General features: G+C 70.2%; 26 protein-coding genes and 2 tRNA genes. 14 read left to right on the top strand and 14 right to left on the bottom strand.

Annotated features, from left to right (window positions below; genetic code table 11):
* Positions 1-245: 245 nt before the first annotated feature.
* Positions 246-1,013 (bottom strand): SGNH/GDSL hydrolase family protein, encoded by a 768-nt coding sequence (locus tag E0H26_RS25175; protein ID WP_131307908.1) that lies wholly within the window; start codon positions 1,011-1,013, stop codon positions 246-248.
* 184 nt (positions 1,014-1,197) lie between these two features.
* On the opposite strand from E0H26_RS25175, the gene E0H26_RS25170 reads away from it, so the two are divergent.
* The 3 genes from E0H26_RS25170 to E0H26_RS25160 all read left to right on the top strand — a co-directional run bounded on the left by E0H26_RS25170 (position 1,198) and on the right by E0H26_RS25160 (position 3,075).
* The gene (locus tag E0H26_RS25170) at positions 1,198-1,836 is read left to right on the top strand and encodes a formylglycine-generating enzyme family protein (protein ID WP_131307922.1); all 639 of its coding nucleotides are present in this window, start codon (positions 1,198-1,200) and stop codon (positions 1,834-1,836) included.
* 259 nt (positions 1,837-2,095) lie between these two features.
* Positions 2,096-2,902: a helix-turn-helix domain-containing protein gene (locus E0H26_RS25165; RefSeq protein WP_131307906.1), complete on the top strand. Its 807-nt coding sequence runs from the start codon at positions 2,096-2,098 to the stop codon at positions 2,900-2,902.
* Complete coding sequence (locus tag E0H26_RS25160; RefSeq protein WP_131307904.1) at positions 2,890-3,075, top strand: DUF397 domain-containing protein; 186 nt, start codon at positions 2,890-2,892, stop codon at positions 3,073-3,075. Before E0H26_RS25165 ends, E0H26_RS25160 begins: the two co-directional genes overlap by 13 nt.
* 46 nt (positions 3,076-3,121) lie before the next feature.
* On the opposite strand, the gene E0H26_RS25155 is transcribed toward E0H26_RS25160, so the two are convergent.
* Positions 3,122-4,018 (bottom strand): alpha/beta fold hydrolase, encoded by an 897-nt coding sequence (locus tag E0H26_RS25155; RefSeq protein WP_240742357.1) that lies wholly within the window; start codon positions 4,016-4,018, stop codon positions 3,122-3,124.
* Between the two features lie 127 nt (positions 4,019-4,145).
* Here E0H26_RS25155 and E0H26_RS25150 point away from each other — a divergent pair, with 127 nt between their 5' ends.
* The 3 genes from E0H26_RS25150 to E0H26_RS25140 are packed head-to-tail and all read left to right on the top strand — an operon-like array spanning position 4,146 to position 5,681.
* Positions 4,146-4,571, top strand: coding sequence for a CBS domain-containing protein (locus E0H26_RS25150; RefSeq protein WP_131307900.1), 426 nt, complete (start codon positions 4,146-4,148; stop codon positions 4,569-4,571).
* Positions 4,572-4,596: 25 nt separating this feature from the next.
* On the top strand, positions 4,597-5,037 hold the full coding sequence (locus tag E0H26_RS25145) for a SufE family protein (protein ID WP_131307898.1): 441 nt from the start codon (positions 4,597-4,599) through the stop codon (positions 5,035-5,037).
* Between the two features lie 8 nt (positions 5,038-5,045).
* Positions 5,046-5,681, top strand: a complete 636-nt coding sequence (locus E0H26_RS25140; protein ID WP_131307896.1) for a DsbA family oxidoreductase — start codon at positions 5,046-5,048, stop codon at positions 5,679-5,681.
* Positions 5,682-5,728: 47 nt separating this feature from the next.
* On the opposite strand, the gene E0H26_RS25135 is transcribed toward E0H26_RS25140, so the two are convergent.
* The 3 genes from E0H26_RS25135 to E0H26_RS25125 form a co-directional block, all read right to left on the bottom strand.
* Positions 5,729-6,277 (bottom strand): YbaK/EbsC family protein, encoded by a 549-nt coding sequence (locus tag E0H26_RS25135; protein WP_131307920.1) that lies wholly within the window; start codon positions 6,275-6,277, stop codon positions 5,729-5,731.
* A gap of 65 nt (positions 6,278-6,342) precedes the next feature.
* The gene (locus tag E0H26_RS25130; protein ID WP_131307894.1) at positions 6,343-6,540 is read right to left on the bottom strand and encodes a hypothetical protein; all 198 of its coding nucleotides are present in this window, start codon (positions 6,538-6,540) and stop codon (positions 6,343-6,345) included.
* A 126-nt stretch (positions 6,541-6,666) separates the two neighbouring features.
* Complete coding sequence (locus tag E0H26_RS25125; protein ID WP_131307892.1) at positions 6,667-6,927, bottom strand: hypothetical protein; 261 nt, start codon at positions 6,925-6,927, stop codon at positions 6,667-6,669.
* 206 nt (positions 6,928-7,133) lie between these two features.
* On the opposite strand from E0H26_RS25125, the gene E0H26_RS25120 reads away from it, so the two are divergent.
* The gene (locus tag E0H26_RS25120) at positions 7,134-11,675 is read left to right on the top strand and encodes a cation-translocating P-type ATPase (RefSeq protein ID WP_131307890.1); all 4,542 of its coding nucleotides are present in this window, start codon (positions 7,134-7,136) and stop codon (positions 11,673-11,675) included.
* 53 nt (positions 11,676-11,728) lie between these two features.
* On the opposite strand, the gene E0H26_RS25115 is transcribed toward E0H26_RS25120, so the two are convergent.
* Positions 11,729-12,685 carry an L-threonylcarbamoyladenylate synthase gene (locus tag E0H26_RS25115; protein WP_131307918.1) on the bottom strand — a complete coding sequence of 319 codons (957 nt, stop codon included), beginning with the start codon at positions 12,683-12,685 and terminating at the stop codon, positions 11,729-11,731.
* Positions 12,686-12,776: 91 nt separating this feature from the next.
* On the bottom strand, positions 12,777-13,541 hold the full coding sequence (locus tag E0H26_RS25110) for a class I SAM-dependent methyltransferase (RefSeq protein ID WP_131307888.1): 765 nt from the start codon (positions 13,539-13,541) through the stop codon (positions 12,777-12,779).
* A 91-nt stretch (positions 13,542-13,632) separates the two neighbouring features.
* Here E0H26_RS25110 and E0H26_RS25105 point away from each other — a divergent pair, with 91 nt between their 5' ends.
* Together E0H26_RS25105 and E0H26_RS25100 are read left to right on the top strand one after the other, a co-directional pair.
* Positions 13,633-14,553: a MerR family transcriptional regulator gene (locus E0H26_RS25105; RefSeq protein WP_165521977.1), complete on the top strand. Its 921-nt coding sequence runs from the start codon at positions 13,633-13,635 to the stop codon at positions 14,551-14,553.
* Positions 14,554-14,707: 154 nt separating this feature from the next.
* Positions 14,708-15,925, top strand: a complete 1,218-nt coding sequence (locus E0H26_RS25100; RefSeq protein ID WP_165521976.1) for a low temperature requirement protein A — start codon at positions 14,708-14,710, stop codon at positions 15,923-15,925.
* Between the two features lie 373 nt (positions 15,926-16,298).
* On the opposite strand, the gene E0H26_RS25095 is transcribed toward E0H26_RS25100, so the two are convergent.
* The 3 genes from E0H26_RS25095 to E0H26_RS25085 form a co-directional block, all read right to left on the bottom strand.
* Positions 16,299-17,165: a pentapeptide repeat-containing protein gene (locus tag E0H26_RS25095; protein WP_165521975.1), complete on the bottom strand. Its 867-nt coding sequence runs from the start codon at positions 17,163-17,165 to the stop codon at positions 16,299-16,301.
* A 163-nt stretch (positions 17,166-17,328) separates the two neighbouring features.
* Complete coding sequence (locus E0H26_RS25090) at positions 17,329-18,690, bottom strand: NsdA family TPR-like regulatory protein (RefSeq protein WP_240742356.1); 1,362 nt, start codon at positions 18,688-18,690, stop codon at positions 17,329-17,331.
* Positions 18,691-18,840: 150 nt separating this feature from the next.
* Positions 18,841-19,038 carry a hypothetical protein gene (locus tag E0H26_RS25085; RefSeq protein ID WP_131307881.1) on the bottom strand — a complete coding sequence of 66 codons (198 nt, stop codon included), beginning with the start codon at positions 19,036-19,038 and terminating at the stop codon, positions 18,841-18,843.
* 471 nt (positions 19,039-19,509) lie between these two features.
* Here E0H26_RS25085 and E0H26_RS25080 point away from each other — a divergent pair, with 471 nt between their 5' ends.
* The 5 genes from E0H26_RS25080 (at position 19,510) to E0H26_RS25060 (ending at position 24,408) form a co-directional block, all read left to right on the top strand.
* Complete coding sequence (locus tag E0H26_RS25080; RefSeq protein ID WP_131307879.1) at positions 19,510-19,842, top strand: helix-turn-helix domain-containing protein; 333 nt, start codon at positions 19,510-19,512, stop codon at positions 19,840-19,842.
* A complete protein-coding gene (locus E0H26_RS25075) occupies positions 19,842-20,222 on the top strand; it encodes an HNH endonuclease (protein ID WP_131307877.1) in 381 nt (126 codons plus the stop codon). Before E0H26_RS25080 ends, E0H26_RS25075 begins: the two co-directional genes overlap by 1 nt.
* 185 nt (positions 20,223-20,407) lie before the next feature.
* Positions 20,408-21,703, top strand: a complete 1,296-nt coding sequence (locus tag E0H26_RS25070; protein WP_131307875.1) for an AAA family ATPase — start codon at positions 20,408-20,410, stop codon at positions 21,701-21,703.
* A gap of 610 nt (positions 21,704-22,313) precedes the next feature.
* Entirely contained in the window at positions 22,314-22,649 is a 336-nt protein-coding gene (locus tag E0H26_RS25065; protein ID WP_131307873.1) for a helix-turn-helix domain-containing protein, read from the top strand.
* Between the two features lie 811 nt (positions 22,650-23,460).
* Entirely contained in the window at positions 23,461-24,408 is a 948-nt protein-coding gene (locus E0H26_RS25060) for a tyrosine-type recombinase/integrase (protein WP_240742355.1), read from the top strand.
* Positions 24,409-24,425: 17 nt separating this feature from the next.
* Here the strand turns inward: E0H26_RS25060 and E0H26_RS25055 are convergent.
* The 4 genes from E0H26_RS25055 to E0H26_RS25045 form a co-directional block, all read right to left on the bottom strand.
* Positions 24,426-24,498, bottom strand: a tRNA-Ala gene (locus E0H26_RS25055).
* A gap of 39 nt (positions 24,499-24,537) precedes the next feature.
* Positions 24,538-24,666, bottom strand: a complete 129-nt coding sequence (locus E0H26_RS30150; RefSeq protein WP_013730703.1) for a DLW-39 family protein — start codon at positions 24,664-24,666, stop codon at positions 24,538-24,540.
* A 45-nt stretch (positions 24,667-24,711) separates the two neighbouring features.
* Positions 24,712-24,785: transfer RNA gene (locus E0H26_RS25050), tRNA-Ile, on the bottom strand.
* A 207-nt stretch (positions 24,786-24,992) separates the two neighbouring features.
* Positions 24,993-25,913, bottom strand: coding sequence for a DUF3566 domain-containing protein (locus E0H26_RS25045; protein ID WP_131307869.1), 921 nt, complete (start codon positions 25,911-25,913; stop codon positions 24,993-24,995).
* Between the last annotated feature and the right edge of the window lies 1 nt (position 25,914).

Raw genomic sequence — 25,914 nt, 5'->3', positions numbered from 1 at the left:
GTTACTCTCCTCATCGAGAACCCTGCCCATTGATGATCTTTGTGTGAGAACTCAGATCATGGACAGGGTTCTCCCTGTTCCGCTAGACCTCGACCACCACAAATCCCCACGATGGTCAAAACACGAGGCCCGCCGCGCGCTGCTGCGCGCGGCGGGCGCGACCGATGCCTAGAGGCCGATGATGTTCCAGTTCTGGTGCTCGCCGTTGTTCCTCGGCAGGGTGTAGACGTCGCCCAGGTCGGAGATCAGTCGGACAGCGGGGTCAGGGTGGGGCGCTTGGCGGTGCGGGTGTCGCCGGAGGAACGGCCGGTGATGCGGCGCTTGAGCCAGGGGGCCAGGTGCTGGCCGGCCCAGCGCAGGTCGGCCGCGCGGGCGGACAGCCAGGGCGTCGGCTCGGGATGCGGCGGCACGAGCAGCCACTGTTCCTCGCAGCCGACGCCGAGGGCGGTGAGCACCTGGCCGGCGACCCGGCGGTGTCCGGCCGGGGACAGGTGCAGCCGGTCGGTGCTCCACAGCATCGGATTGAGATACGTGTCGTCGGCGTACAGGTCGACCAGGATCGCGCCGTGTCGTTCGGCGGTCTCGCCGACCGCCCGGTTGAGCAGGGCGACCCGGGGTGCGATGAGCCGCTGCCCGGGCAGCCGGGCCATCACGTCGGCGAACCGGAACAGCACCACGTCGACGCCGTCGGCCCGCAGTCGGCCGACCACCTCGTCGAAGCGTCCGACCAGGGTGTCCGGGTCGAAGGTTCGCCGCAGCACGTCGTTACCACCGGCCGCGAAACTGATCAGGTCGGGCTTCATCCCCAACGCCAGGGGTACCTGCTCGGCCACCACGCTCGGGAAGGTCCGCCCCCGGATGGCCAGGTTGGCGTACTGAAATTCCGGGCCGACCTCGGCCGCCAGCCGGGTGGCGACCAGATCAGCCCAGCCCCGAAACGTGCCGTCCGGGTAGGCGTCGTCGAGGCCCTCGGTGAAGCTGTCGCCGATCGCGACAAAACTGCGCCAGCGCACCACTGCTCCTTCGGAGTAAGGAAGGGCACCTTATTAACGCCTGCGGTATAGGAAGGGCCCCTTCTTAACATCGCAAATTCTGGCACCCGCCAACCGCACCAGGCTGCCCCGCCGGCCCGATCGTGGCGGAGGTCATCGCCCGCCGACTCCAGTACGCTCACTGCTCGTGAAGGCGGAGCTTGCCATGGTGCCCATCGCGGCCGGGCTGGTGACGCTGTCGGACCGCCGTACCCAGCAGCGCTGGTCGGTGCAACTCCAGCCGTACGACATCGCGGCGGTCCCGGTCACCCAGGAGCAGTACGCGCAGGTCACCGGCGAGCGTCCCAGCGCCGCCACCGGCGAGCGCCTCCCCGTCGAGAGCGTGTCCTGGTCGGACGCGATCCGCTTCTGCAACGCCCTGTCCCAGCAGGATGGCCTGGCAACGGCGTACCGGCTCGACGGCGACCGGGTCGACTGGGACGTCCACGCCGACGGATACCGGCTGCCCACCGAGGCCGAGTGGGAGTACGCCTGCCGCGCCGGCACGACCGGCCCCCGGTACGGGCCGCTCGACCAGATCGCCTGGTACCGGGGCAACTCCGACGAGCGGATCCACGAGGTGGGCGGCAAGCAGCCCAACGCCTGGGGCCTGTACGACATGTTGGGCAACGTGTGGAACTGGTGCTGGGACGTCTACGACGCCGAGGTCTACGGCAGCTACCGGGTGCTACGCGGCGGCGGATGGTTCGACGAGCAGTGGAGCTGCCGCGCGTCGGTACGCCGTCGCAGCCATCCGACGTTCATCGTCGACGACGTCGGCTTCCGGGTCGCCCGATCCCGCTGAACTGCGCCCCGATGTACGAGCCGCCATCGCTCCACCTCCCACGATTCGAACTCCGCCCTGGTGGGGACCGCCCCGGCCGGGTAGGTGACAGGGCGGTCCCCGCGCAGCCCCACCCCGTCCCCGGTGGATGGGAGCAGGGCCGCTGCGTGACAGTCTGGTGACTGTGCGGCTACGGTCGGAAGGCATCGACACCGGACGTGGCGGCGCCGACACCGGGCCGGGATGCCCGTCCGAGCAGCCGACAGATCGTGGAGGCACTGTGGAATCCGAGCCGACCGCCGAACTGATCCGGGCACAGCTGCGCCGGCTGCGGCTGGCCGCCGAGCTGACCCAGGAGGATTTCGGCAAGCTGGTGCATTTCTCCGGCTCTCAGATATCCGCCATCGAGCTGGGGCAGCGACCGTTCGACCGGCTCTTTCTCAAGCGCGCCGACGAGGTGCTCAACAGTGACGGCCTGCTGTTGGGCCTGCTGCGGATCGCCGAGCTGCACGGCCAGCCGAACTGGCTGCGTCCCTGGCTGGACGCCGAACGCGCCGCCCGCCAGTTGCGCTGCTATCACCCGACGCTGGTCCCTGGCCTGTTGCAGACCGAGCACTACGCCCGCGCGGTGATTCGCGCCGACGACCTGCTCAGCGACGACGAGGTGGAGCGGCGGTTGGCGGTACGGATGGAGCGGCAGGCGATCCTGACCCGGCCGGACCCGCCGATGCTGGTCGCGGTGATCGAGGAGGCGACGCTACGCCGGGCCGACGAGAGCTTCCGGGGCATCATGACCCAGCAGGTCAGCCACCTGCTCGACTGTGTCAAGCGCGGCGGGGTCCTGGTGCACGTGATTCCCGCCGACGCGAGTGTGCATGTGGGGCATGCCGGCCCAATCACTTTGGCCCGAGGCGTGGAAGGCGAGTGGCTGGGACACCTCGAAAACCACGTCGGCGGCACAACCATCGACAGGGACGACGAAATCGCTACGCTGCTGGCGAGGTGGGAGGGTGTCCGCAGCGTCGCCCTTCCCAAGGGGCAATCCGAGGTGCTGATGAAGGAAGTGATGGAGTCGTGGACGATCTGACGGGCGCGACCTGGCGCAAGTCCACCCGCAGCGCCAGCGGCGAGTGCGTCGAGGTCGCCGACAACCTGTCGGGCATGGTCGGCGTACGCGACAGCAAGGACGTCACCGGCCCGGTGCTCACCTTCGAGCCGACCGCCTGGCGCGCCTTCGTCACCTCCACCAGGCGACGCTGAGCCGGGGCCATGCCGCGCTGAGCGGAGCCGGGCCAGGCCGAACGGCTCAGTCCATCCGGCCGACGTCGAGGATCGCGTCGGCGAAGGCCCGGGGCGCCTCCTGCGGCAGGTTGTGCCCGATGCCGCCGCTGACCGTACGGTGTTCGTACGGGCCGGTGAACTGCTTGGCGTACACCTCCGGGGGTAGGTGCGGCGCGCCGTTCGCGTCGCCCTCCAGGGTGATCGTCGGGACCGTGATGGGCGGCTTGGCGGCCAGCTGGTCCTCCAGGTCGGCGTACTGCGGCTCGCCGTCGGCCAGGCCCAGCCGCCACCGATAGTTGTGGATCACCACGTCGACGTGGTCCGGGTTGTCGAACGCGACCGCCGTGCGATCGAAGGTGGCGTCGTCGAAGTTCCACTGCGGCGAGGCCGTCCGCCAGATCAGCTTGGCGAAGTCGTACGTGTTCCGGGCGTAGCCCTGCCGGCCGCGCTCGGTGGCGAAGTAGAACTGATACCACCAGGTGTACTCGGCCTTCGGCGGCAGTGGCGACCGGCCCGAAGCCTGTCCGTCGATCAGATAGCCGCTCACCGAGACCAGTCCCCGGCAGCGTTGCGGCCAGAGAGCGGCCACGACGTCGGCTGTCCGAGCACCCCAGTCGAAACCGGCCAGCGTCGCCGTCTCGACGTTGAGGGCGTTCAGGAACTCGATCGCGTCAATGCCCATCGCCGCCGGCTCGCCGTTGCGCATCGCCTCGGCGGACCGGAACCGGGTCGGGCCGTGACCGCGCAGGTACGGCACGAGCACCCGATGGCCGGCCGCCGTCAACAGCGGCACGACCTCACTGAAGCTGTGGATGTCGTACGGCCACCCGTGCAACAACAGCACCACCGGCCCGTCCACCGCCCCCGCATCCACATACCCCACATCCAGCGCCCCAGCCGCAACCCGCCTCACCTCATCCACACCGCAATCCTGGTACGAAAATGCCCTCATAGAGGCGCTTTCGCACCACGTTCCATCAAACAGGGGTGTAGCTGTCGGGTAACGGGGTACCGCATCGGAATCGGCCGAATGCACTCTGGAGGCTCTCATGTCCGACTACCGCGTCGCTGACGTGATGACCCGTCAGGTCATCTACCTGTCGGCGGAAACCACCCTTGACGAGGCGGCCCGGGTGATGAAGGAGGCCGACATCGGTGACGTGGTGGTCACCGACGGCGCCACCCTCGCCGGCCTGCTCACCGACCGCGACATCGTGGTCCGGGCGGTCGCCGCCAACAGCGATCCCACCAGTACGACGATCGGTTCGATCACCACCCGCGAGGTGGTCATGATCGAGCAGAACTGTTCGGCGGGGGACGCGGCGGCGCTGATGCGGGAACGCGGGGTACGTCGGGTGCTGGTCTGCGACGCCGAACGCAAGCTGGTCGGCATCGTCTCCCTGGGCGACCTGGCCGTGCAGCTCGACCCGCAGTCCGCCCTCGGCCAGATCAGCGAGCAGTCACCCACGGTGTAGCTCACGGCGTCGGTAGCCTGGCGGGATGCCCGAGATGCCGAGCAAGCTGGCCGAGATCGTGGACGAGTTCGCCGCCGCCCCGCGGGACGTGGTGCTGGAGATGCTGCTGGAATACTCCGACGCGGTGCCGCCGCTGCCCGCCGGGTACGAGGGCCACGAAGGCATGGAGCAGGTGCCGGAGTGCCAGACCCCGTTCTTCCTCCGCGCCGATCTGACGCCCGAGGGCACCGTACGGACGCTGTTCGACTGCCCGCCGGAGGCGCCGACCACCCGGGCGTTCGCCGGCATCCTCGCCGAAGGGTTGGCCGGAGCCAGCCCGGAGCAGGTCCTCGCCGTGCCGGACGACCTGTACCAGCGGATGGGGCTGGCACAGGCGATCAGCCCGTTGCGGGTGCGCGGCGGCACCGCCATCCTGGCCCGGCTCAAGCGGCAGGTGCGGGAACAGATCGGCGGACCGACCGGTTGACCCCGGTTATGGAGATCGACATCTACGCCGACGTGGTCTGCCCCTGGTGCTGGATCGGTCGGCGACGACTCGAAACGGCCCTGGCCTCGTACGACGGCAAGGTCACCGTCCGGCACCGGCCCTACCAGCTCGATGCGACGCCGGTGACCGAGCCCCGGCCGCTGCTGGCCGTGCTGGGCGACAAGTTCGGCGGACCGGATCGCGCCCGGCAGATGGCCGCCCAGGTCACCGAGGTCGGCGCGAGCATCGGGTTGGATTTCCACTTCGATCGGGCGATCGCGGCCAACACCTTCGACGCACACCGGCTGATCGACTGGGCCGACGGGCGGGGTCGCGGCGGCGAGACGGTCGAGGCGCTGCACCGGGCTCACTTCACCGACGGTGTCGACATCGGTTCGCGGGAGGCGCTCGCCGCCGTCGCCGCCGAGGTCGGCCTGGACGGCGCCGAGGCCCGCCGCTTCCTCGACTCGGACGAGGGGGTCGCCGAGCTGACCGCCGAGTTGACCGAGGCCCGCCAGCTCGGGGTGACCAGCGTGCCCACCTTCGTGCTCGCCGGCAAGTACGCGGTCACCGGCGCCCAGGAGCCGGCCACCCTGCTGGCCGCCCTCGCCGAGGTCGAACAGCGCGAGGCCGCCGGCAACTGAGCGCCCCTCGATGTTTCACGTGCAACAACATCGAGGACGATCGACACTCATGCCGGCTTGGCCAGGTCCTCCACCACCCGCGCGTTCGGCAGCGCGGCCAGCGCCGCGCCGGGCAGCGCGATCTTGCTGTGCCGTAAGCCCGACCCGACGATGACGTACGGCGTCGCCACCACCCGCGCGTCGACCAGGATCGGCCACTGTGCCGGCAGGCCGATCGGCGTGATTCCGCCGTACTCCATGCCGGTCAACTCGACCGCGTCGGCCATCGGCGCGAAGCTCGCCTTGCGTACGTCGAGTGCCCGGCGGGCCACCCCGTTCACGTCGACCCGGGTGGTGGCGAGCACCAGGCAGGCCGCGTAGCGGACCACGCCCTCCCGCTTGCCGGCGACCACGACGCAGTTGGCCGACTCGTCCAGCCCCACCTCGTACGCGGCGCAGAACGCGGCGGTGTCGGCGAGTTCGGCGTCGATCGGGGCGACCAGCACCGAGTCGACCTCCACCGGGGCATCGGCGGGCCACTCGGCCAGCGCGGCGGCAACCGGGGCGGCCAGCAGGTCGGGGCGGGTACGGGCAGGCTCGGTCTTCAGCGTTCCCATCACAGCTGCGATCGTCGCATCTGCGCTGGGCGGCACCGCCGGCAGGCGACCGTGACCTGCCGGGGTCAGCCGTTGTTGGTGAGGAAGCCGTGCTTGTGCAGCATGGAGCGGTCCCGGGAGGCGGCCATCTCCTCCGCCCGCTCGGCCTGCATGCGTCGCACCTCGACGTCCTCAAGAGCGTGCCGGACGGCGAGCCGGATCACCCCGTACAGGAAGACGAATCCACAGACGTAGAGAAGACTGGTGGCAACGAACGTGAGCATGGCTTTCACGCTAGGGCGAACGTGAACGGGAAGATGTGTCGTCTTCCCTCCGGTCACCCGTACGTGTCGGCCGGGCGCGCCGCGACCATGACCACCGCCGGCACCAGGCCGGTCAGCTGCGGCTGATCAGGCGCTTTGCAGTGCCTCCCCGATTCCCTTGGCCAGACCGGACAGGTGCTGGTCGGCCAACAGGTGCCCTGCGGTGATCACCAACGCCAGGGGCCACTCGATCACCTGGAGCGCGGTCAGCACCCCGATACCCGCGTAGTAGGCGAGTTTGTCCGGCGGCGGCATCGCCACCTCCCCCAGCCCTGGTATGTCGATCCGACGGGTGTACGCCCGCAGCGTCTCGTGGGCTCCGCTCAGCTGTCGCGTCACAGCACTCATCTCGGCCTCCCCATGCCGTCGTCATCCCGCATTCCACCGGCCAGGCCGTCCATGCCCGCCGGAACGGAAAACTTCCCCCACCTGGACGGGCATAAGGGACGCCCGGGCGGGAAGCCAGGCCGCCGGGCACGACCGGTAGGAGGCGAGATGGGTTACGACAGAAACAGCGGAAGGCCGCTCGACCACCCGATCCGTCGCACCCGTCGATGACGTCGCTCGGCGGTCTGGTCCGCCGCCTCCGACCGCCGGTCGCCGTACCGCTGGTGAACGACGCCACCCGCAGCGCGGGCGCGGCGGCCACCCGGCTGGCCCGTGCGGTCGGGCTGACCAGCCGGCGGGTGTGGTCCCGGCCGGGCCGCCACCACATCGAGGTGCACGGCGTCTGCCAGGACGGCGGCGACACCCTCGCCCGCCAGGTCGAAACGGCGCTGGAGCGGATGCCCGGCGTGCTCTGGGCCCGGGTCAACGCCCCCTCCGGCCGGGTCGTCGTCGCCGTCGACACCCCGGGACCGAAGGTACGCGAACTCGTCGCCACCATCGCCCGCACCGAACGCACCTGCCCCCACGAACCGGACCCGGAGATCCCGCCCCCGCATCCGCCGGAGGAAGGACCCCGCACCCCGCGTACCCTCGGCGCGCTCGCCTCCGACGCGCTCGGCCTGACCATCTCCGCGGCCACCCGGATCCTGCCCGTCACCCCGGTCCCCGGCGAGGTCTCCGGCCTGCTCAGCGCCATCGACCTGCACCCGAAACTGCATGCCCTCGCCGGCCTGGGGCTGCGCCGCGACCCGCGCGCCGAGGTCCTCTTCCCGCTCGCCGAGGCAGTCGTGCAGGGCCTCACCGGAGGCTGGACGGGCATCGTGCTCGACGGGGCACAGCGGATCGTGCAGTGGGGTGAGGCCCTGGCCCAACAGCACACCTGGGAGAAGGCCGAACCTCGGCTGACCGGTGATCCGGCCCGCGCGGTCGCCCGCTCACCGGTCGACGAACGCCCCTGCCCCAAGCCGGACGGCCCGACCGAGCGGTACATCACCCGCATGCTCGGCAGCGGCGCGGCGGCCTTCGCCGCCGCGACACCGGTCGTCGGCCCGAAACGGGCCGCCGCGCTGGGGCTGTCCGCGCTGCCCAAGGCACCGGGCAGCGGCCGGGAAGGCTTCGCCGCCCAACTCGGCCGGATCCTGGCCAGACGCGGCGTCATCGCGATGGACCGCAGCGTGCTGCGGCAACTCGACCGGATCGACACCCTGGTGTTGGACGCCCGGGTGCTCGGCTCCGACCGGGGCGTACTGGCCGACCTGGCGCCGCTGCCCGACGCCGACACGTCCCAGGTGGCCGCCCAGGCGTTCACACTCTTCGAACCGGCGGCGCCGACCGACCTACGACACCTCGACGGCTGGCGCCTCGGCCCGCTGGATCAACTCGACGTACGCGATCCGGGCGACACCGATGACAGCCGGCGCCTCCGCGAACGTGGCGGCAGCCTGCTCGGCCTCGCCGAGGGCGACTCCCTCGCCGCCGTGCTGCGGGTCGAACCGGAACCCGCACCCGGCGTCGACGCCCTGCCGGCCGTCGCCCGGCAGGCCGGGTTGCGGCTCGTCGTGGCCGGCGGCGACCCGCAACGACACACCTCCGCCGATGCGCTGGTGCCCGGCGGTGACCAGCTGGCCGAATCGGTACGCACCCTGCAACGCGAAGGTGCGGTGGTCATGCTCGTCTCCGGCGACCGGGCGGCGCTCTCCGCCGCCGACTGCGGCCTCGGTCTCGCCGACCCGGAAGCGTTGCCGCCCTGGGGCGCACACCTGCTGGTCGGCACCGACCTGCGGGTGGTCGCCTTGATCATCGAAGCGGCCGGGGTGGCCCGACGGACCGCCGCGCAGAACCGACGCATCGGCCTGGCCGGTACCGGCCTCGCCGCGCTCAGCGCCTTCACCACCGATCCGGCCCTGCTGCCCGGCCGCGCACTCGCCTCGGTCAACGGCGCGGCGGCGCTCGCCTTCGCGCACGGCGTGTGGCGGGCCAGCCGGCTCTCCGGCCGAGCCGAGTCGCCCGCCCCCGCGATCACCGCCTGGCACCTGATGCCGGCGCCGACCGTCTTCGACCAGCTGGACAGCGGACCCGACGGGCTGACCGACGCCGAAGCGGAACGCCGCCAGGCCGCCGGCCCCGGCGAGACGGCCGGACCGGGTGGACTGTTCCGCGCCTTCGTCGACGAACTGGCCAACCCGCTCACCCCGGTGCTCGCCGCCGGAGCGGTGCTCTCCGCCAGCTTCGGCTCCCTGGTCGACGCGGCCCTGGTCGGCGGGGTGGTCGGTGGCTCCGCGCTGGTCGGCGCCGTGCATCAGCGCAACACCGAGAAGGCGCTGGCCGAACTGCTGTCCCGCTCGGCGGTCACCGCCCGGGTCCGCCGGGCCGGCGCCGAACGGGTGGTACCCGCCGACAACCTCGTACCCGGCGACGTGATCGTGCTCGAATCCGGCGACGCCGTACCCGCCGACTGCCGGGTGCTGGAATCCGTCGGGTTGGAAGCCGACGAGTCCTCCCTGACCGGCGAGTCGCTGCCGGTCGGCAAGTCCAACCAGCCGGTGGTGGCTGCGGCCGTTGCCGAACGCCGGTCGATGCTCTACGAAGGGACCACCATCGCCGCCGGCCGGGGCACCGCCGTGGTGGTGGCCACCGGCGCCGACACCGAAGCCGGGCGCAGTCTCGCCCTGGCCCGGCAGGCCCCACCCGCCAGCGGAGTCGAGGCCCGGCTGGGCAAGCTGACCCGTACCGCGATCCCGCTGGCCGCCGGATCGGCGGTGGCGGTGGTCGGTGCCGGGCTGCTGCGCGGCGTACCCCTGGCCCAGACGGCCGCGACCGCCGCGAACCTGGCCGTGGCGTCGGTGCCCGAAGGGCTGCCGTTCCTGGTTAGCGCCGCCCAGCTGGCCGCCGCCCGGCGGCTGGCCGAGCACGGCGCGCTGGTCCGCAACCCGCGCACCATCGAGGCGCTCGGCCGGGTCGACGTCCTCTGCTTCGACAAGACCGGCACCCTCACCGAGGGGCACCTGCTGCTCGCCGGAGTCGGCGACGCGGACGGTTACGCCCCGGCGGAGGAACTCGACGACCGGCTGCGACGGACCCTCGCGGCGGCACTGCGGGCCACCCCCGCCGCCAAGGATCCGGAAGAGCTGTCCATGCAGACCGACCGGGCGGTCCTGCGCGGCGCACTCGCCGCCGAAGTTCACGAGCAGGACGCGGCCCCGGGCTGGCGGGCGGCGGGCGGCCTGCCGTTCGAGCCGTCTCGGGGCTACCACGCCAGTGTCGGTGAAACCCAGGGCCGGATGCTGCTGAGCGTGAAGGGGGCGCCCGAGAAGGTGCTGCCCCGCTGCGCAGCCCGCCGCACCGGCGGCCGCGACGAGCCACTGGACGACGCCGGCCGCGCCGAGGTCCAGCGACAGCTCGCCGAGCGGGCCGGGGCGGGACATCGTATCCTCGCCGTCGCCGAATGCGTCGTCGGCGATCCCACCATCACCGACGACGAGGTGACCGGCCTGACCTTCGTCGGTTTCCTGGCGATCGCCGACGGGGTACGCGCCAGTGCCGCGCCGGCCGTGCGCCGGATCCGGCAGGCCGGCGTGCACACCATCATGATCACCGGTGACCATCCGGCGACCGCCGAGGCGATCGCCGCCACCATCAGCGACGGCGGCGCCCAGCGCGTCGTCACCGCCACCGAACTCGACGAACTCGACGACGACACCCTCGCCGAGCGGCTGGCCGCCACCGACGTGGTGGCCCGATGCACCCCGACCCACAAGGTCCGGATCATCCAGGTGTTGCAGAAGCACGGCCGGACCGTGGCGATGACCGGCGACGGCGCCAACGACGCGCCCGCGATCCGGCTCGCCGACGTCGGTATCGCCCTCGGTCAACGGGGCACCCCCGCCGCCCGCGCCGCCGCCGACCTGGTGGTCACCGACGACCGACTGGAAACCATCATCGCCACCCTGGTCGAGGGCCGGGCCATGTGGTCATCGGTACGCCACGCGCTGAGCATCCTGGTCGGCGGCAACCTCGGCGAGATCGCGTTCAGCGTGCTGACCGCCGCCGCCACCGGCCAGGCCGCGCTCAACGGACGGCAACTGCTGCTGGTCAACCTGCTCACCGACATGGCACCCGCGCTGGCCATCGCGGTCCGGCCACCCGCCGGCGACCACGCCGACGGCCTGCTGCGCGAGGGGCCGGACAGCTCGCTCGGCCAGACCATGACCCGCGAGATCGGGCTGCGGGCCGCCGCCACCACGCTGGGCGCGACCGCCGGCTGGACGTTGGCCCGCTACACCGGCCGTCGCCAACGTGCCGGCACCGTCGCCCTGGTCTCCCTGGTCGGTACGCAACTCGGGCAGACCGTCCTGGCCGGCGGCACCAGCCCCACCGTGCTCGCCTCGACCGCCGCGTCGTTCGGCGTACTGGCTCTCGTGGTGCAGACGCCCGGGGTGAGCCAGTTCTTCGGCTGCACCCCGCTCGGGCCGGTCGGTTGGACCATCGCCACCGGTTCCGCCCTCGGCGCCACCCTCGCCAACGGCGCCCTGACCAAGCTGGTCGCCCGGCTACCCCAGGTCGACCGGCCGCACCCCGGCCCGACCGAGCCGGCGGACCCGACAGCGCAGGCTGGCCCGACCGAACCGGCCGGGCCGACCGAACCGACTCGCGCAGCGGAGCCGACTCGCGCAGCGGAGTGGGCCGACCCGGTGGGGTCGAAGCCCTGACGGGTCGGTCGGCGGCGGTGGAGTTGCTCCAGGCCGCGCCGAAGCCGGCGCGGTCAGTGCCCGGAACTCCAGGTGGCGGCAGCCCGGCGCAGCCGGTCGTTCACCGCCCGACCGACCCCGGTGTCCGGCACCGACTCGGCGACGATCTCACCGACCCCGGTCGCATCCAACCGGTGCAGCGCCTCGAACAGCCGCGCCGCGGCCTCGGTCAGGTCACCGGCGGCCGAAAGCACCTCGACCGCCGCCCAGTCACCCACCGGCCGGTCGCGGAACGCCAGGTAGCCACGCCGTACCCCGGAGTCCGTCGCCCCGGCGGTGGACAGCCGCAACGGCGTACGCGGGGCGTAGTGCGCGGCCAGCGTGCCCGGCGCCACCGGCTGCCCCGAACTACCCGGACGGATCGTCACCGGGCCGGCCACCTGCTCCAACTCCTCGACCGGCAACGCGCCGAGACGCAGCACCACCGGACGCTCCCCCCGGGCGTCCACGATCGTCGACTCGATCCCGCAGCGCGTCGGCCCGCCGTCGAGCACCACGTCCACCGCGGCACCCAGCCCGCGTACCACGTGCTCCGCCCGGGTAGGGCTGAGCTGACCGAACCGGTTGGCGCTCGGCGCGGCCACCGGCACCCCCGCCGCGGCGATCAGCCGGCGCGCGTACTCGTTGTCCGGCACCCGTACCGCCATGGTCGCCAGCCCGGAGGTGACGATCGGCGGAATCATCGCCGGCCGGTCCACGATCAACGTCAGCGGCCCCGGCCAGAACCGCGCCGCCAGCGCCGCCACCGCCGGCGGGACCGCCCCGACCAGCGACTCAAGGTCGGCGGCGTCGGCCAGGTGGGTGATCAGCGGATCGAAGCTGGGCCGCGCCTTGGCCTCGAAGATGCGGGCCGCCGCCCGCGCGTCCAACGCGTTCGCGCCCAGGCCGTAGACGGTCTCGGTGGGAAAGGCCACCAACCCGCCGGTACGCAGCACGGACGCCGCCTCGGCGAGATCACCGTCGGCGGGCAGGACACGAGGAGAGCCGGTGTTCACGCCCCCGACGCTAGCCTGCGGCCGGTGACTGCCCGCCAGAGCCCCGAACGGACAGACGACGTGTTGTTCACGGCTGGCCGACGAGCAGCCGCAGCGACCCGTCGAAGTACGGCTGGTTGCGCAGGTGCCCGTACCGCGCCTCCCACACGCCCGAATCGAGGTCGGCCCGGAGACGCTCGACGGCCCGCGCCGCCACCACCTCGTCGACGAACCCCCACGCCGACTGGGCGGCCCGGACCTGCGGGTCGAGGAACCGCTCCGGCCGGGCATAGAACGCCTCGGTGAACCCGTCCACGCAGTCCACCGGAATCGGCACCTCGATCACGGCGACCTCGGCGCCGATCGCCTTTCCGATCGTGACGATCTCCGGATAGCGGCGACGCTCCGCCGCCAACAACTCCGGCAGGTAATCGGCCAACCAGAAACGGTCCAACGCAGCGCCGTCGAAGGTGAGCACCACCACCGGGCCGCGCGCGACCCGGCGCATCTCGGCCAGACCCCGGGCCGTGTCCGCCCACTGGTGCACGGTGACGGTCGCCATCACCGCGTCGAACGCGTCATCGTCGAACGGAAGCGCCTCGGCGACGGCATCCAGCGCCGGTACCGCCGTCGCCGGCCGCTGGCCGCGCATCCGGGCCGACGGCTCGACCGCCACCACGTACCGGTCGGCCGGCTCGTAGGAGCCCGCCCCCGCACCCACGTTGAGGACGGTCCGGGCCTCGCCCAACTCCCTGTGGATCAGGGCCGCGATCCGTGGATCGGGGCGCCGCTGCGTCGCGTACCCGTGGCCGTGGGTCTCGTAGTCGAAGTCACCGACCGGTGCGTCAATCATGGCGAAACGCTAAACCCGCACCTCCGGGTACAGGTCAAGTCGAATCCACGGCCTTGACCCGTACCCCAGGGTCCGGGTTTAGCATCGGGCCGTGCGGGTGGGTGAGCTGGCGCGGCGGACCGGGACCACGATCCGGGCCCTGCGCTACTACGAATCCGTCGGGCTGGTCGTACCGCGCCGCCTGGCCAACGGCTACCGCGAGTACGACCCGATCGCGGTCCGCCTCGTCGGCCAGATCCGGGAACTGATGGCGCTCGGACTCAGCGTCGAGGAGACCCGCCCGTTCGTCGAGTCCATCGCCGCCGGATCCGACGACGCCGACGTCTGCGCCGCCGCGCTGGCGACCTATCGCGGCACCATCACCGCCCTACAGGAACGCATCGGCAAGCTGACCGCACAGCGCAACGCCCTCAACGCCCGGCTGGACGCAGCGGCCGGCCGCGTCGTATCCGGCCGGTCGGCCGCCGGCGCCGACCCGCACCGCCTGATCGGTCGAACCCTGCCGGCACTCGACTTCTACGCCACCGACGGACGACCCGTCGACCTCGCCGCCCTAGGGCCAGGACGCAGCGTCATCTTCGTCTACCCGCTCACCGGCCGACCCGGCGTCGACCTACCGAACAGCCTGCTGGAAGTGCCCGGTGCGCTGCGGGACACCGAGCAGCCGGCCTGGTTCCGCGACCACCACGCGGAAATCCGCACCGCCGGCGCCGCCCGCGTCTACGGCCTGTCCGCACAATCCACCGGCTACCAGCGCGAACTCGCACACCGGCTGCGACTGCCCTATCCGCTGATCCCGGACCCACGCCTCACCCTGGCCGCCGACCTCGGCCTACCCACCTTCACCGCCGGCGACATGACACTGTACGAGCGGCTGACCCTGATCATCGCCGACGACGTGATCGAGCACGTCTTCCACCCGATCCACTTCCCGGCGTCACACGCCCTGGACGTAATGCGCTGGCTCACCAAGAAACGCCTACCAGCCAGGACCCACCACACCCGCCACTGAGGTTCGGACCAGGTTGATCGACTCCGTTCCGGCGGAACGGTGGGCTTCCGGCGGCCGGGACACCGCCATTCCGCCGAAACGGCAGCGGCCCCCCTCTGGGTGTACGGCGTCCAACCACCGGCCAGCCGGGGTTGTGCCCGACGAGTATGGCGGCGTGGGACTTCAGGGAGGCGGTGACCAGAGCCAGGACCTGTTGCAACGCCGCGAAAACGTACGGCAGGCCAACTTCCTGGAACTGTTCGTCGACCTGGTGTTGGTATTCGCCCTGGCCGGGGTTGTCAGCCGGGTCGCTCGGGACCTGGTCAGCCCTGACGTTGTCGCCCGGTGGCGGGCGATGGCCTACATGCTCGTGCTGTCGCTGCCGCTGATCTGGTTGTGGATCACGACCGCACACATCACCAGCTGGTTCGATCCCCGCCGCCGCAAAATCCAGTACATCGTGCTGGCCAGCGCCTTCGGGATACTGGTCATGTCGTCGTCGCTGCCATCCGCATTCATCGGCCGCGGGTTGGCGTTCGCGCTGCCGTACGTGATCCTGCAACTGGGCCGGCCGCTCATCCTGATGCCCGCGCTACGCGGACACCCCCTTCGTGAGCTCTACCGCCGGTCACTGCCGTGGCGCCTGCTCTCGGCGGGGATCTTCCTCGCCGGCACCGCCTTCAGTGGGGGTGCCCGGGCCGCCATCTGGGGGACCGCCGTGGCCGTGGACATCGTCTCCGCACAGCTACACTGGCCGGTACCAAGGACAGCCCAGCCGCCGGTCAGCGCGTGGGCCACGGACAGCAAACATCACCTGCCCGAGCGCTATCAGCAACTCCTGATGATCGGCCTCGGGGAAACCGTGCTCGGTGTCGGCACCACGTTCACCGCCCAGCCGATCAGCCTGGCCACCTCCGCGCTGCTGGTGGTGGCGTTCCTGTCGATAGTGCTGCTGTGGCGCATCTACTTCTACCGCTCCGGACAGATCCTCGCCGAAGCCCTCGCCGCCACCGGGGACAGGGACGCCGCCGGCCGCGCCACCGGCACCGCCCACGTCCTCATGGTGCTGGGCATCGTCGCCACCGCCGTCGGCTTCGAGACCGTGCTGAAACACCCGGAAGGCACACCCGAACCCGCGTGGCTCATCGCGAGTCTCGGCGGCCCGGCACTGTTCCTCTACGGCCGTATCCGTCTGGAACGCATCGTGTTCAACCGACTCTCGCGCCGACGCGTCATCGCCATCACCGCCCTCGCGGTCGTCGCCGTCCCCCTGTACTTCGCCCCGCCGCTAGCCTCTCCGGTCGCCGCCGGATTCATACTGCTCGCCGTCGCCCTCGCCGACGCCCACCACGCCGCAGGCCGTCCCCCCGAGACACCCTCTCCGGCACACTAGCTAGGTCGTGTTCATTCGGGGTGGGCGTCTCATCGTCCTGGCATGAGCGGGCCCTGACAGCACAAGATCCACGCTGGCTTGTGCCGGAGCTGTGCCGCACGGTCCTGCGGCAGTAGGAACGCCTGATCAGACGCGGTATATGTGGAGCCCAGGGGACTCGAACCCCTAACCCCTGCCTTGCAAAGGCGGGTACAACGTGCTACCGGCGCTCGACTCGTGGCATCGGGTGCCGGTAGCCGCTCGCCGCTTGTGGTTCCTTGCCATCGCGTGTCAGCAGTTATATGCCGTCTTGCTGACGAAATGCTGACCCACCACCTCTGGATCCGCCGTTACACCCACATCGCTCCGCCCCGAGGCTTGCTCCTGCGATCTGTTAGTTACCGGTGTCCCGACGCCATTCCCACCCAGTGCAATCAGCTCCCTCCACAGGACTCCAACGGCCACTGATTACGGCACAGTCCAGGGTCGTCGTGAGCAGCTCCGCGTCGGTCAAGTTCGCGCCGATCAGGAACGCGCCGTTCAGGTTCGCTGCCATCAGGTCCGTGCCGATAAGAACCGCGCCAAGCAGGTTTGCGTCACCGAGATCCGCGCCGCCCAGGTCCGCACCGCTGACCGTCGCGAAGGCCAAGCTCGCGCCATTCAGGTTCGCGCTGCGCAATTTCGTGTCGATCAGTCTTGCATATTCCAGGTCCGCGCCGCTCAGGTCCGCGCCGCTCAGATCCATGCCGCTTAGGTCCGCGCCTCTCAAATCCGCACCCGCCAGGTAAACGTTGGCCAGGTCTATTGGAGCCATATCACGGCGAAGATCTAGCCGTCCTAACACGGTTAAAGCGGCCTTGATGTCGACCGGAAGGCGACGCGGACCAGGGGCTTCCTCGAACAGATCGTTTTCCTCGAACAGATCGCTAGTTGGCTCGCGCGTGGCCACTACTGGCGCGAGGGCATGAACTCGAACAAACGCAGCGAGAATGTCGATAATTGCAGGTTGGTCATCAACCGAGTCGCGCATAATGCGCTCCAAAGCGTAGATCGCACCCAGCCTCACATCGACTTTTTCCTCACCCGGCTGTCCGAGTTGCTCTATGGCTCTGGTGAACCTTTCAGTGATCTGCCCTTGTGCGGCAAGTCGCTGCTGCTCCCTGTTAGCTCTATTCGTTTCGTAGAGACCTAAACCCACCAATACCACCGATACAATGCTGCCTACGGTCACCAACTGCTGCAACCTGCCGGGCTTGACCACACGCCGATAGGAACGCAGTGCCCGGGGAGCAACTGGTGCCTGGCTTGCAGCCTTCCACCGGCGTTTCGGGTGAACCATGGAGCACTCCCACCTCGATTGATCACACAACGTAGGCACACAGCCACCACCAACGGCGGGGCATGCAACAGTTCAGCCATCCACGTCACACGGCCAGGCCAAGCATTTTCGTCGCCCGAGCGTTAAACCGTTGAACCTCGTGCACGTCGCCGAACGGCTTCATACGCCGTTGCAGGTCACGAACCGTCTCGATTGCCCGCGAGGAGTTGACCGACGCGGCCAGGTCGACCACACGCACCGCCCGCGACGCGGCAGCTTCGACGTTGGCCCGGTCGAGATCGGCAATCGAGAGCGCCGCCTCACTTAGAGCCCCGCGACGCGCACGGCCCTGCCGCCGAGCGCCAGCGGCCGACTCGTTGGCAAAACGCTCAAGCTCGGAAGGCTGGCCGAGGTCGCGGAAGCAGTGCGCCGCCTCGCCGTAGATGTACGGCGCGTCGATGAACTTCGCCCATGCCGGTTCTTCGTCGTGCACCACCCGGCCGAATAGTTGCTCCGCCTTGACGACCGACGCGGCGGCAGCGGTCGACTCGCCGAGAGCCGCGAGCGCGCGTCCTTCCAGGATGTGAAGGTCTGCGAGGCAGGCTGGCGAATCGCCCTCAGCCAGTCCGCGGCGACCGGCCCGCGCCAGCATCAGAGCCTCGCGCGGGTGGCCCAGCAGGTTTGCCTGATCCGACATGCCGGCCAACACGTGAGCGCCAAGCGCCGCGCTACCGGCCGCCTGCGCCAAGCGCAGCGCCTGAATGAGGTACCGCTGTGCCAAGCCGTGTTCGCCGTCGTCGTACGCCATCCAGCCCACTAGGTACGACTGCTCTGCGGCGGCCTCGTAGAGCGCCTGTTGTACCGCCGGCTCGTGCTCCCGCTTGAGCAAGGGCAGCACATAGCTCTGCATGTACTCCACCAGCGCGGTCCGCGCGTGGCCACCGCCGCGCATCACGTCCATGTCCTGAAAGAGCGCGAACATCTCGCGGATGCCCGCCACCTGACGCATGCCCACCTGCCGTGGGCCGCGTTCGGTCGATGTCTCGTCAAGCATGGCTAGGAGCCAGTCCCGGCTAGGTGCACCGAGCGCGGCCAGCACAAACGGTGCTTGCACGATAGCGCGACGCTTCACGTCAGCTCTCCCGAGATCGATGATCGTGTCAACTGTCGTGTGCGGATCCTCTGCGTACTGCAACCCGCGCGCGGCAAGGGTCTCTGCCTCGGTCATCCCAAAGTCAGAGGGGCTGACCCGTCGTCCAAGCCGCTCAGATAGTGCCCGCGCAAGCAGCGTCGGAACCGGAGAGCGAGGCTTCTCGCCACGCTTTACCCAGCGGTTCACGGCTGTGTAGTCGTACCGGAGGGCAAGCCCTTCGCTGGCTCCAAGGTCGTTGATGCGGCGGGCCAACCCGGCCCACGAGAAGCCCGCCTCTAGGACAAGCGACCCAAGCGCGTCGTTCGGTTCGTTCACGTGTTCGTCCCTCCCCAGGGGCCTACCTGGGACGGTACCGGCCAAGCGGCACGGTGGGATACGCCCACATGGGCCGCCGAACTTCACATGGGCCTTCACATGGTGCTGACTACTGCCAATATCGGCTTCTCTCGTTGCATGACATCGAGATCAGCGCATGCCCCGGATGACCGTCTTCACCGTCGCCTGCGACACGCCGGCCGCGTCGGCAATCTCGGGAACGGTGTGGTCGGTGGAGCGACGCACATCGCGGATGAGCTGGTCTCGCTGCTGCCGCAGGTCTTCGAGCGCCTGGCTGGCCTCACGGACGCGGGCAGCGAGCTTCTCAAGGTCTTCAAGAGCCGTCATGCGGGCAGTCTAGCGACTAGACAGCTACCGGCGATACGGCTAGACAGCTAGCGGCTAGCCGGTTACCGTACTTCCTATGCAAGCGGCCCCGGCGGGCTGGCACCCGCCGAGGCCAGTACATCAGCGGATCTCCCGGCTAAGGAGTACGAAGATGCAGGTCAAGGGTATCCCGGCGGTCCCGGCTGTCGACAGTGGCGCGGTTGCTGCGCTGGCGGACACGTTTCGGCCGCCTCGGTTGAACTTCGCGCAGGTCTGTCTGTACTGCGAGACGCGGTGGTGTGAGTCGGCGGTGTGTGTCCGGTTGCACGCGGTGTCGCTGTGGGCTCCGTGTGAGGACTGCGACGGGTTCGGTAGCTGCTTGAACTGCTTGAACGGTGTGGTGGAGGTGTCCCGGGCGGACCTCATCGGCCGGGCCGGGCGGGTGCTGCCGCGTCAGCGTGAGGCCGCTGTGCTGTTCGTGGCGGTGGCGTGATGGAGACGCGGTGGAAGCGGTTGCGGTTCGAGCGTGGTTGGTCGCAGCGTGACGTGCTGCGGCGCATGGTGGCGGCGGGCCGTCGGCAGGGTGTGGCGTTGCCGTCCGAGGAGTCGATGCACAAGGCGCTCTCCCGGTGGGAGAACGGGCACTGTCGGCCCACGTCGTTCTACTACGGCCTGTTGGCCGAGGTGTTCGACCTTCCGCCGGACGACAACCCGGTACCGGTGGCCGTCCCGAAGCCGGGCACCGTCGTTGCTGAGCTGGTGTCGCTGCGGGCCGAGGTGTCCCGCCTGGCTGAGTTGGTGTCGCGTCTGTCGGCGGTGGCGTGATGGCGCGGCCGAACAACAGCCGGATGCGGCGGATCAAGCGGGCGTTGGCGGTTCGGGATGGTGCGCAGTGCTTCTACTGCGCTCTGCCGTTCCCGACGCTGCTCGCGGCGACGGTGGATCACCTGATCCCGCAGAGCCTGCTTCCGGGGTGGGCGCAAATCAACCTGGTGTTGGCGTGCCGCCCGTGCAATCAGCGCAAGTCGGGTCAGCTTCCGCAGGTGTTCCTGCGCACGGCCGGGCTGGTGCCGTCGCTGCGGCACCCGGCACCCCGGCCCGCCACCGTCCGGGCACGGACCCGGCCGGGTCTGCCGTCACGAACCCGAGTCCGGCCCGCACGAGCCTGCCCCATGCCCCGCCCACGAACGGGAGTCACGCGATGACGGCCACGACCAACAGCCCAAGCGCCCGGCTGACGCCGGACTCACCACCAGAAGCACCCCGCACCGGTTCGGACCGATCAACGCACCTGGGTCTACGGCACCCCGGACATGCTGAAACACTGCACAGCGACGCGACCAGCGGAGGCGATCCCGCCCGCCAGTGTTTCAGCCGGTCTGACATCGAGATGCCCCCGCACCCGGCGGGTCTGAACGCAGGTGACACCGGTGACACCCGCGACCGTGAACCGGTCCACGGCCCGGCCGGTGAGCCGGTCAGCGACGGCCAGGCCGCGCACGGCGAATCCGCCGAGCACGGCCGCCGTATCCTGCTGACCCCCGCCTCCGCGATCAAGATGCGACCGGTCGCCTGGACCTGGACCGACCGGATTCCCTCCGGCGCGCTGACCGTGATTCCCGGCCGTGAGGGCATCGGCAAGTCCCTCACGCTGGCGTGGTTGACCGCGCAGATCACCCGTGGCGTGCTACCCGGACGCCACCACGGCACCCCACGGCCCGTGATCTACGCGGCAACCGAGGACTCATGGGCGCACACCATCGGCCCGCGACTGCTCGCGGCCGGCGCGGATCTCGACATGGTGTACCGGGTCGACGTGCAGCACGACGGCGGGTTTGATGCCCTGACCCTGCCGCGTGACTGCGCGCAACTCGGCCGGGAGATTCAACGTCTCGGCGTGGCCCTACTCGCCGCTGACCCGTTGCTGTCGCTGATCCACAGCGCAATCGACACGCACCGGGACCGGGACCTACGCACCGCCCTGGAACCCCTGGTGAACATGGCGGACCGTACCGGGTGCGCGGTGGTTGGCCTGGCCCACTTCAACAAGTCCGCCAGCCCCGACGCACTCAACCTGATCACCGGGTCACGGGCGTTCTCCGCCGTCGCCCGCGCGGTCATCGCCATCGCCCGCGACGACGAAGCAGGCGACGGCTCCTGCGTCATGAGCCAGGCGAAGAACAACCTCGGTCGCCTTGACCTGCCGTCGCTGCGGTACGTGGTGGAGTCGGTGGAGATCCCCACCGAGGAAGGCCCGGCGTTCGTCGGGAAGCTCACCATCACCGGGGAATCCGCCCGGTCCGTCGGCGACATCCTCGGCGACGGTGCGAGCGACGGAGACACCCGCAGCGAGCGTGACGCCGCCGCAGCCTGGCTACGCGACTACCTGATCTCCCAGGGCGGCGAAGCGGCGTGGGCCGACGTGCGTAAGGCGGCCCGCGCCGAGGGCATCGCCGAGCGGACCATCCAACGCGCCCGTACCCGTGCCGGGGTCACCATCGAGCGCCACGGCTTCCCGTCGCGCACCGTGTGGTGCCTCAACCCCGGCCACCCTGCGTCACCAGCCGCGCCAGTGACGCCACAGTCGCGCCAGTCGCGCCAGCTTCCGGAACGTGGCGCGACTGGCGCGACTGGCTCTCCGGTGGCGTCACTGCCGATCCCCGGTCACGTTCCGTCACCCCGCTAGACCTGGCCAGGTGTCAGCGCTGTCAGCGCCTGTCAACGGCAGGCGTTGACAGCCTGACACCGGCTCCGACCAGCACAAACACGCCGACCGGGAGGGATTGTCAACGTGTCAACGCCACCACCACCCGCCGACGCGCGGACAGCCGGGAACCGGCCCGCTGAGAGCCACGGAGACGAACCGGCGCATAGCCCAACACCAACCCGCCCGAAATCTTGGCCCCACGACGCTCTGAACGGGCCAACCGGCGGCCTCCTACCGAACCGGCCCGCGCACCCTCTACAGGAGACAAGCAGGCCGCGAAAGACCGGCAGAGACAGCTACAGCAGGCGTAAGCGCGTCCCGGCCGCCTGGCCCTAGGTCTAGGACCGGGCCACTCCTAGACCTAGGAGCATCCCTAGGAGCCCATCCGGGCCGTGACCAGTGCTCTAGCCGTCTAGGACCACCCGCACCACCACCCACGACACCGCCCCACAACGCAACCAGTGGCCACCCACCATCCCCTAGCCGGCGACGGAAGCGACCTGGCCGACAAACCCCTACTACCTCGCCGACTGCTGCTAGTAGCGCTACCTGGCCCCGACCCCGTGAGGAACCCCAGGAGGAAGCACCCGTGAGCACCGTCATCCCCTTCCCACAGCGGCCGACCCCCACCACCCCCACCGAGGCGGGGGGCATCCCCACCAGGCCGCCCGCAACCGTTGCCCGCGCCGTCTACACCGTCGCCGAAACCGCCGAACTCCTGTCCCTGTCGCTCGGCTTCACCTACGCCCTACTGCGCTCCGGCGAGATCCCCGGAATCAAGCTCGGCGGCCGGTGGCTCGTGCCCAAGGGCCGACTGCACCGGTGGCTAGACGAACTGCCCGAGGCCAGCACCGAGGACGTAGCCGCCGAACTGGACCGCCTCGAACGCGCCGAGCAACGCCAGCACCGCCGCAACGGCGCATGACCATCCGGCGGGCCGCTAGGTCTAGCCCCGCCACCAGCTAGACCTAGCGGCACCGCTAGCGGCCCACACCGCTCACCACCAGGCACCTAGCCACCTATCCCCACCACCGGCCACCGGGCCGATCACCCGGCCAGGCCGCCACCGCCGCCGGACTGTTTCAGCCAGGGCTAGGCGTGACCCGCGACGCACGCCGAACCACCCGACCCTCATCAACACTCCGTAATCGCATCGGCGAGCCGGACGGCCCCGCCCGAGGGTGCTAGCGCTAGCACCCGGCGCTGCTAGGGCTAGCAGACGCGCTAGCAGCAAATCGGCGACGCCACCAGGGCACTAGCGGCTAGCACCCCACCAGCGAAAACAGGCCACAACCCCGCCACAACATCGAATCGGCCCCCCGGGCGGCCTGCTAGCTAGCCCAGCAATCCGCACCACCATCCGTAACGCACCGTCACCAACCAAAGGGAGATCCACAACCGTGGGACACATCGTCAAGACACCCGCTGGCACCTTCCGTGCCAACTGGCGCGACCCGTCCGGCCGCCAGCGCGCGAAGACCTTCCGCACCCGCAAGGAGGCCGCCGCGTACCTCGCTGCCACCGAGACGACCGTGAGTCAGGGAACGTACGTCGACCCGTCGGCGGGCAAGGTCCGATTCGGCACCTACGCGGAACGGTGGCTGTCGTCCCGGTCCGTAGAGGCGACCACGCTCGCCGGTTGGACTTCACGTCTACGGGCACGGTTGCTGCCGCAGTGGGGCGCATGGCCGATCGCGCGGATTGACCACCTGGCCGTGCAGGAGTGGGTTACGCGGATGGGCCGTGAGCTGTCGCCGGCCACCGTGGCATCGTGCCACTCGTTGCTGTCGTCCATCCTCGCGTCGGCGGTACGCGGCCGACTGATCGCGGTCAACCCCTGCGAGGGCGTGCGACTGCCCGCGCAGCGAAAGCGCGCCGGTGGCCAGCTCCCGCTCACGCTCGACCAGGTAGAGGAACTGCTGCTGCCGAACGTCCCGGCGTGGCACCGGCCGGTGGTCGCGGCGGCGGCCGGCGCGGGTCTGCGGTGGGGCGAGTGCCTTGGACTGCGGTGGGCAGATGTCGACCTGCCCGACGACGACGGCCAGGACGCAACGCTGACCGTGCGCCGAGTGGTGATCGAGGTCAACGGCCACGCTGCGGACAAGCCCTACCCGAAGACGGCGCAGAGCCGGCGCATTGTCCCGGTGCCGCCGTTCCTGCGCGCCGAACTGGTACGGCACCGCGCACTCACCGACCCCGGCGAGGCTGACCGGGTGTTCACCAACCAGGCAGGCGACCCGATGCTGCGGAGCAACTTTCGTCGGCAGGTATGGCGGCCCTCCCTGGTGCGGGCTGGTCTACTCGGCGAAGTGGCCGAGACCGGCCCGCACCGCTTCCAGGCCACCTGGCGCGATCGGGAAGGCGTCGAATGGTCGGCGGAGTTTACGACGCACCGGGACGCGGTTGCCCACGTGGCGGTGAAGGCGGCCGGTGGGTTGCGCTTTCACGACCTGCGGCACGGATACGCGACATACTTGATCTCAAGCGGGGTGCCGGTCAACGTCGTACAGGCGGTCATGGGCCACGAACAGGCATCCACGACGCTCAACCGGTACACGCACACGCCAGCCGATTTTCACCGACTCATCAGAGGCGCTTTCACTCCACCCGCTGACGATTCGCTGACGAACGACGATGGGCGTCGATCGAAGGAGGCAGATACAGAAGGGCAGGAAACCCTGTGACCTGCGCAAACGCTAAGTGGAGCCCAGGGGACTCGAACCCCTAACCCCTGCCTTGCAAAGGCAGTGCTCTGCCAGTTGAGCTAGGGCCCCGTGACGGACGATGCCGTCCGGTGGTCGGAGCGAACGCGGTCAGCGCAGATCCGGCGAGGTGGTCGCCTCGTGCCAGAGTGCGCGCTCGTCGTTGGCTTCCTTCATCTTCTTGGCCACCACGGCGGCCACACCGACGACACCGACCAGGATCAACAGCTTCTTGAACATCGGGGCTACCCCTCACGCTCGACGTGGCCGTCGGACCATGTGCGGTGGGGCTAGCTGGAATCGAACCAGCGACCTCAGAGTTATCAGCTCTGCGCTCTAACCGACTGAGCTATAGCCCCGCGTAGCGACGAGCAAGGTTAACCCATCCGCCCACGCCGCCCCAAATCGGGGTCGGCCCGGATTCCTGCCCGACACCGTCGCCCTTGAACCTACCCGAGAGCAGGCATCGAGCCCACCGACATACCAGCGTCACCCCGTCGCCGGCCAGCCGGAAACAGCAGCCGGGCCGACCTGGAGGGGTCGGCCCGGCTGGATGTCGAGAACTGTCAGTCGCGCTCGGCGAGGGTCAGCTCGATGCCACCCACCAGGTCGGCGCACACGTTGTAGACGAACGCACCGAGCGTGGCGAGGGCCGTGAACAGCACGACGTTGACCGCACCGATCAGCATCGAACTGAAGATCACGCCCTTCGCGGTGATCTGGAAGCCGCTGGTGCCCTGCCCGCCACCGGCGTTGACCAGGTCGCTCAGGCTGTCGTTCACGCTGGAGAACACGCCCATCGCGTCCAAGGCCAGGTAGAGCACCGAGGTCGCGACGACGATGACGATGAACAGCACCACCGACACGGCGAACGCGAACTTCATCACGGACCAGGGGTCGATCCGCTTGAGGTTCAGCCGGGCCCGGCGCGGTCCGCGCGACGCGGCCGAGCTCACCGAGGTACGCGCTGCGCGTACCGCCTCACCCACGCGCGCGGCGCCCACGGCGGGTGCGCCGACGCCCGGCGGAAGGCCGCCGCCGCTCGCCGGGCGGCCGGCACCCAGCGGCCGGGTCGCGTCCGGCTTCGGGCCCAGCCCGGTCACCCGCGGCTGAGTGCCGGTCGTGCCCGTGCTGGCTGTCGGCAGCACACCGGTGGAGCCCGACGCGGACTGGCCCGCCCGGGTCCCGATCGGCTGCGTGACCGACGGCTTGCTGGGGGGAGCGACGGTGGCGGTACCCGCCGAAGCGGCGGCCTCACCACCGGCCTTCTCCTCCGCAGCATCGGCCGCCTGGTCCTCGCCGGCCTTCTCGGGCGGCGGGGCCATACCGGGAGCCCGGGTGAACTTCGGGGCAGGCGCGTCGGCGGGGACCGTGGCCCGGCCTACGGCCGCGCGGCCGGTCGTTGGCGTGCCGTTTTGCGCGGCCTCCTCGTCGACCGGGTTGGCCGAGGTCCCCGCGTTCCCCGACTTCGCCTGTGTCTCCGTCATT

The sequence above is a fragment of the Micromonospora zingiberis genome, assembly GCF_004331455.1.
Lineage (GTDB): Bacteria > Actinomycetota > Actinomycetes > Mycobacteriales > Micromonosporaceae > Micromonospora > Micromonospora zingiberis.
The sequence above is the reverse complement of the archived record's forward strand: the minus strand, read 5'-3'. Positions and strand labels throughout refer to the sequence as shown.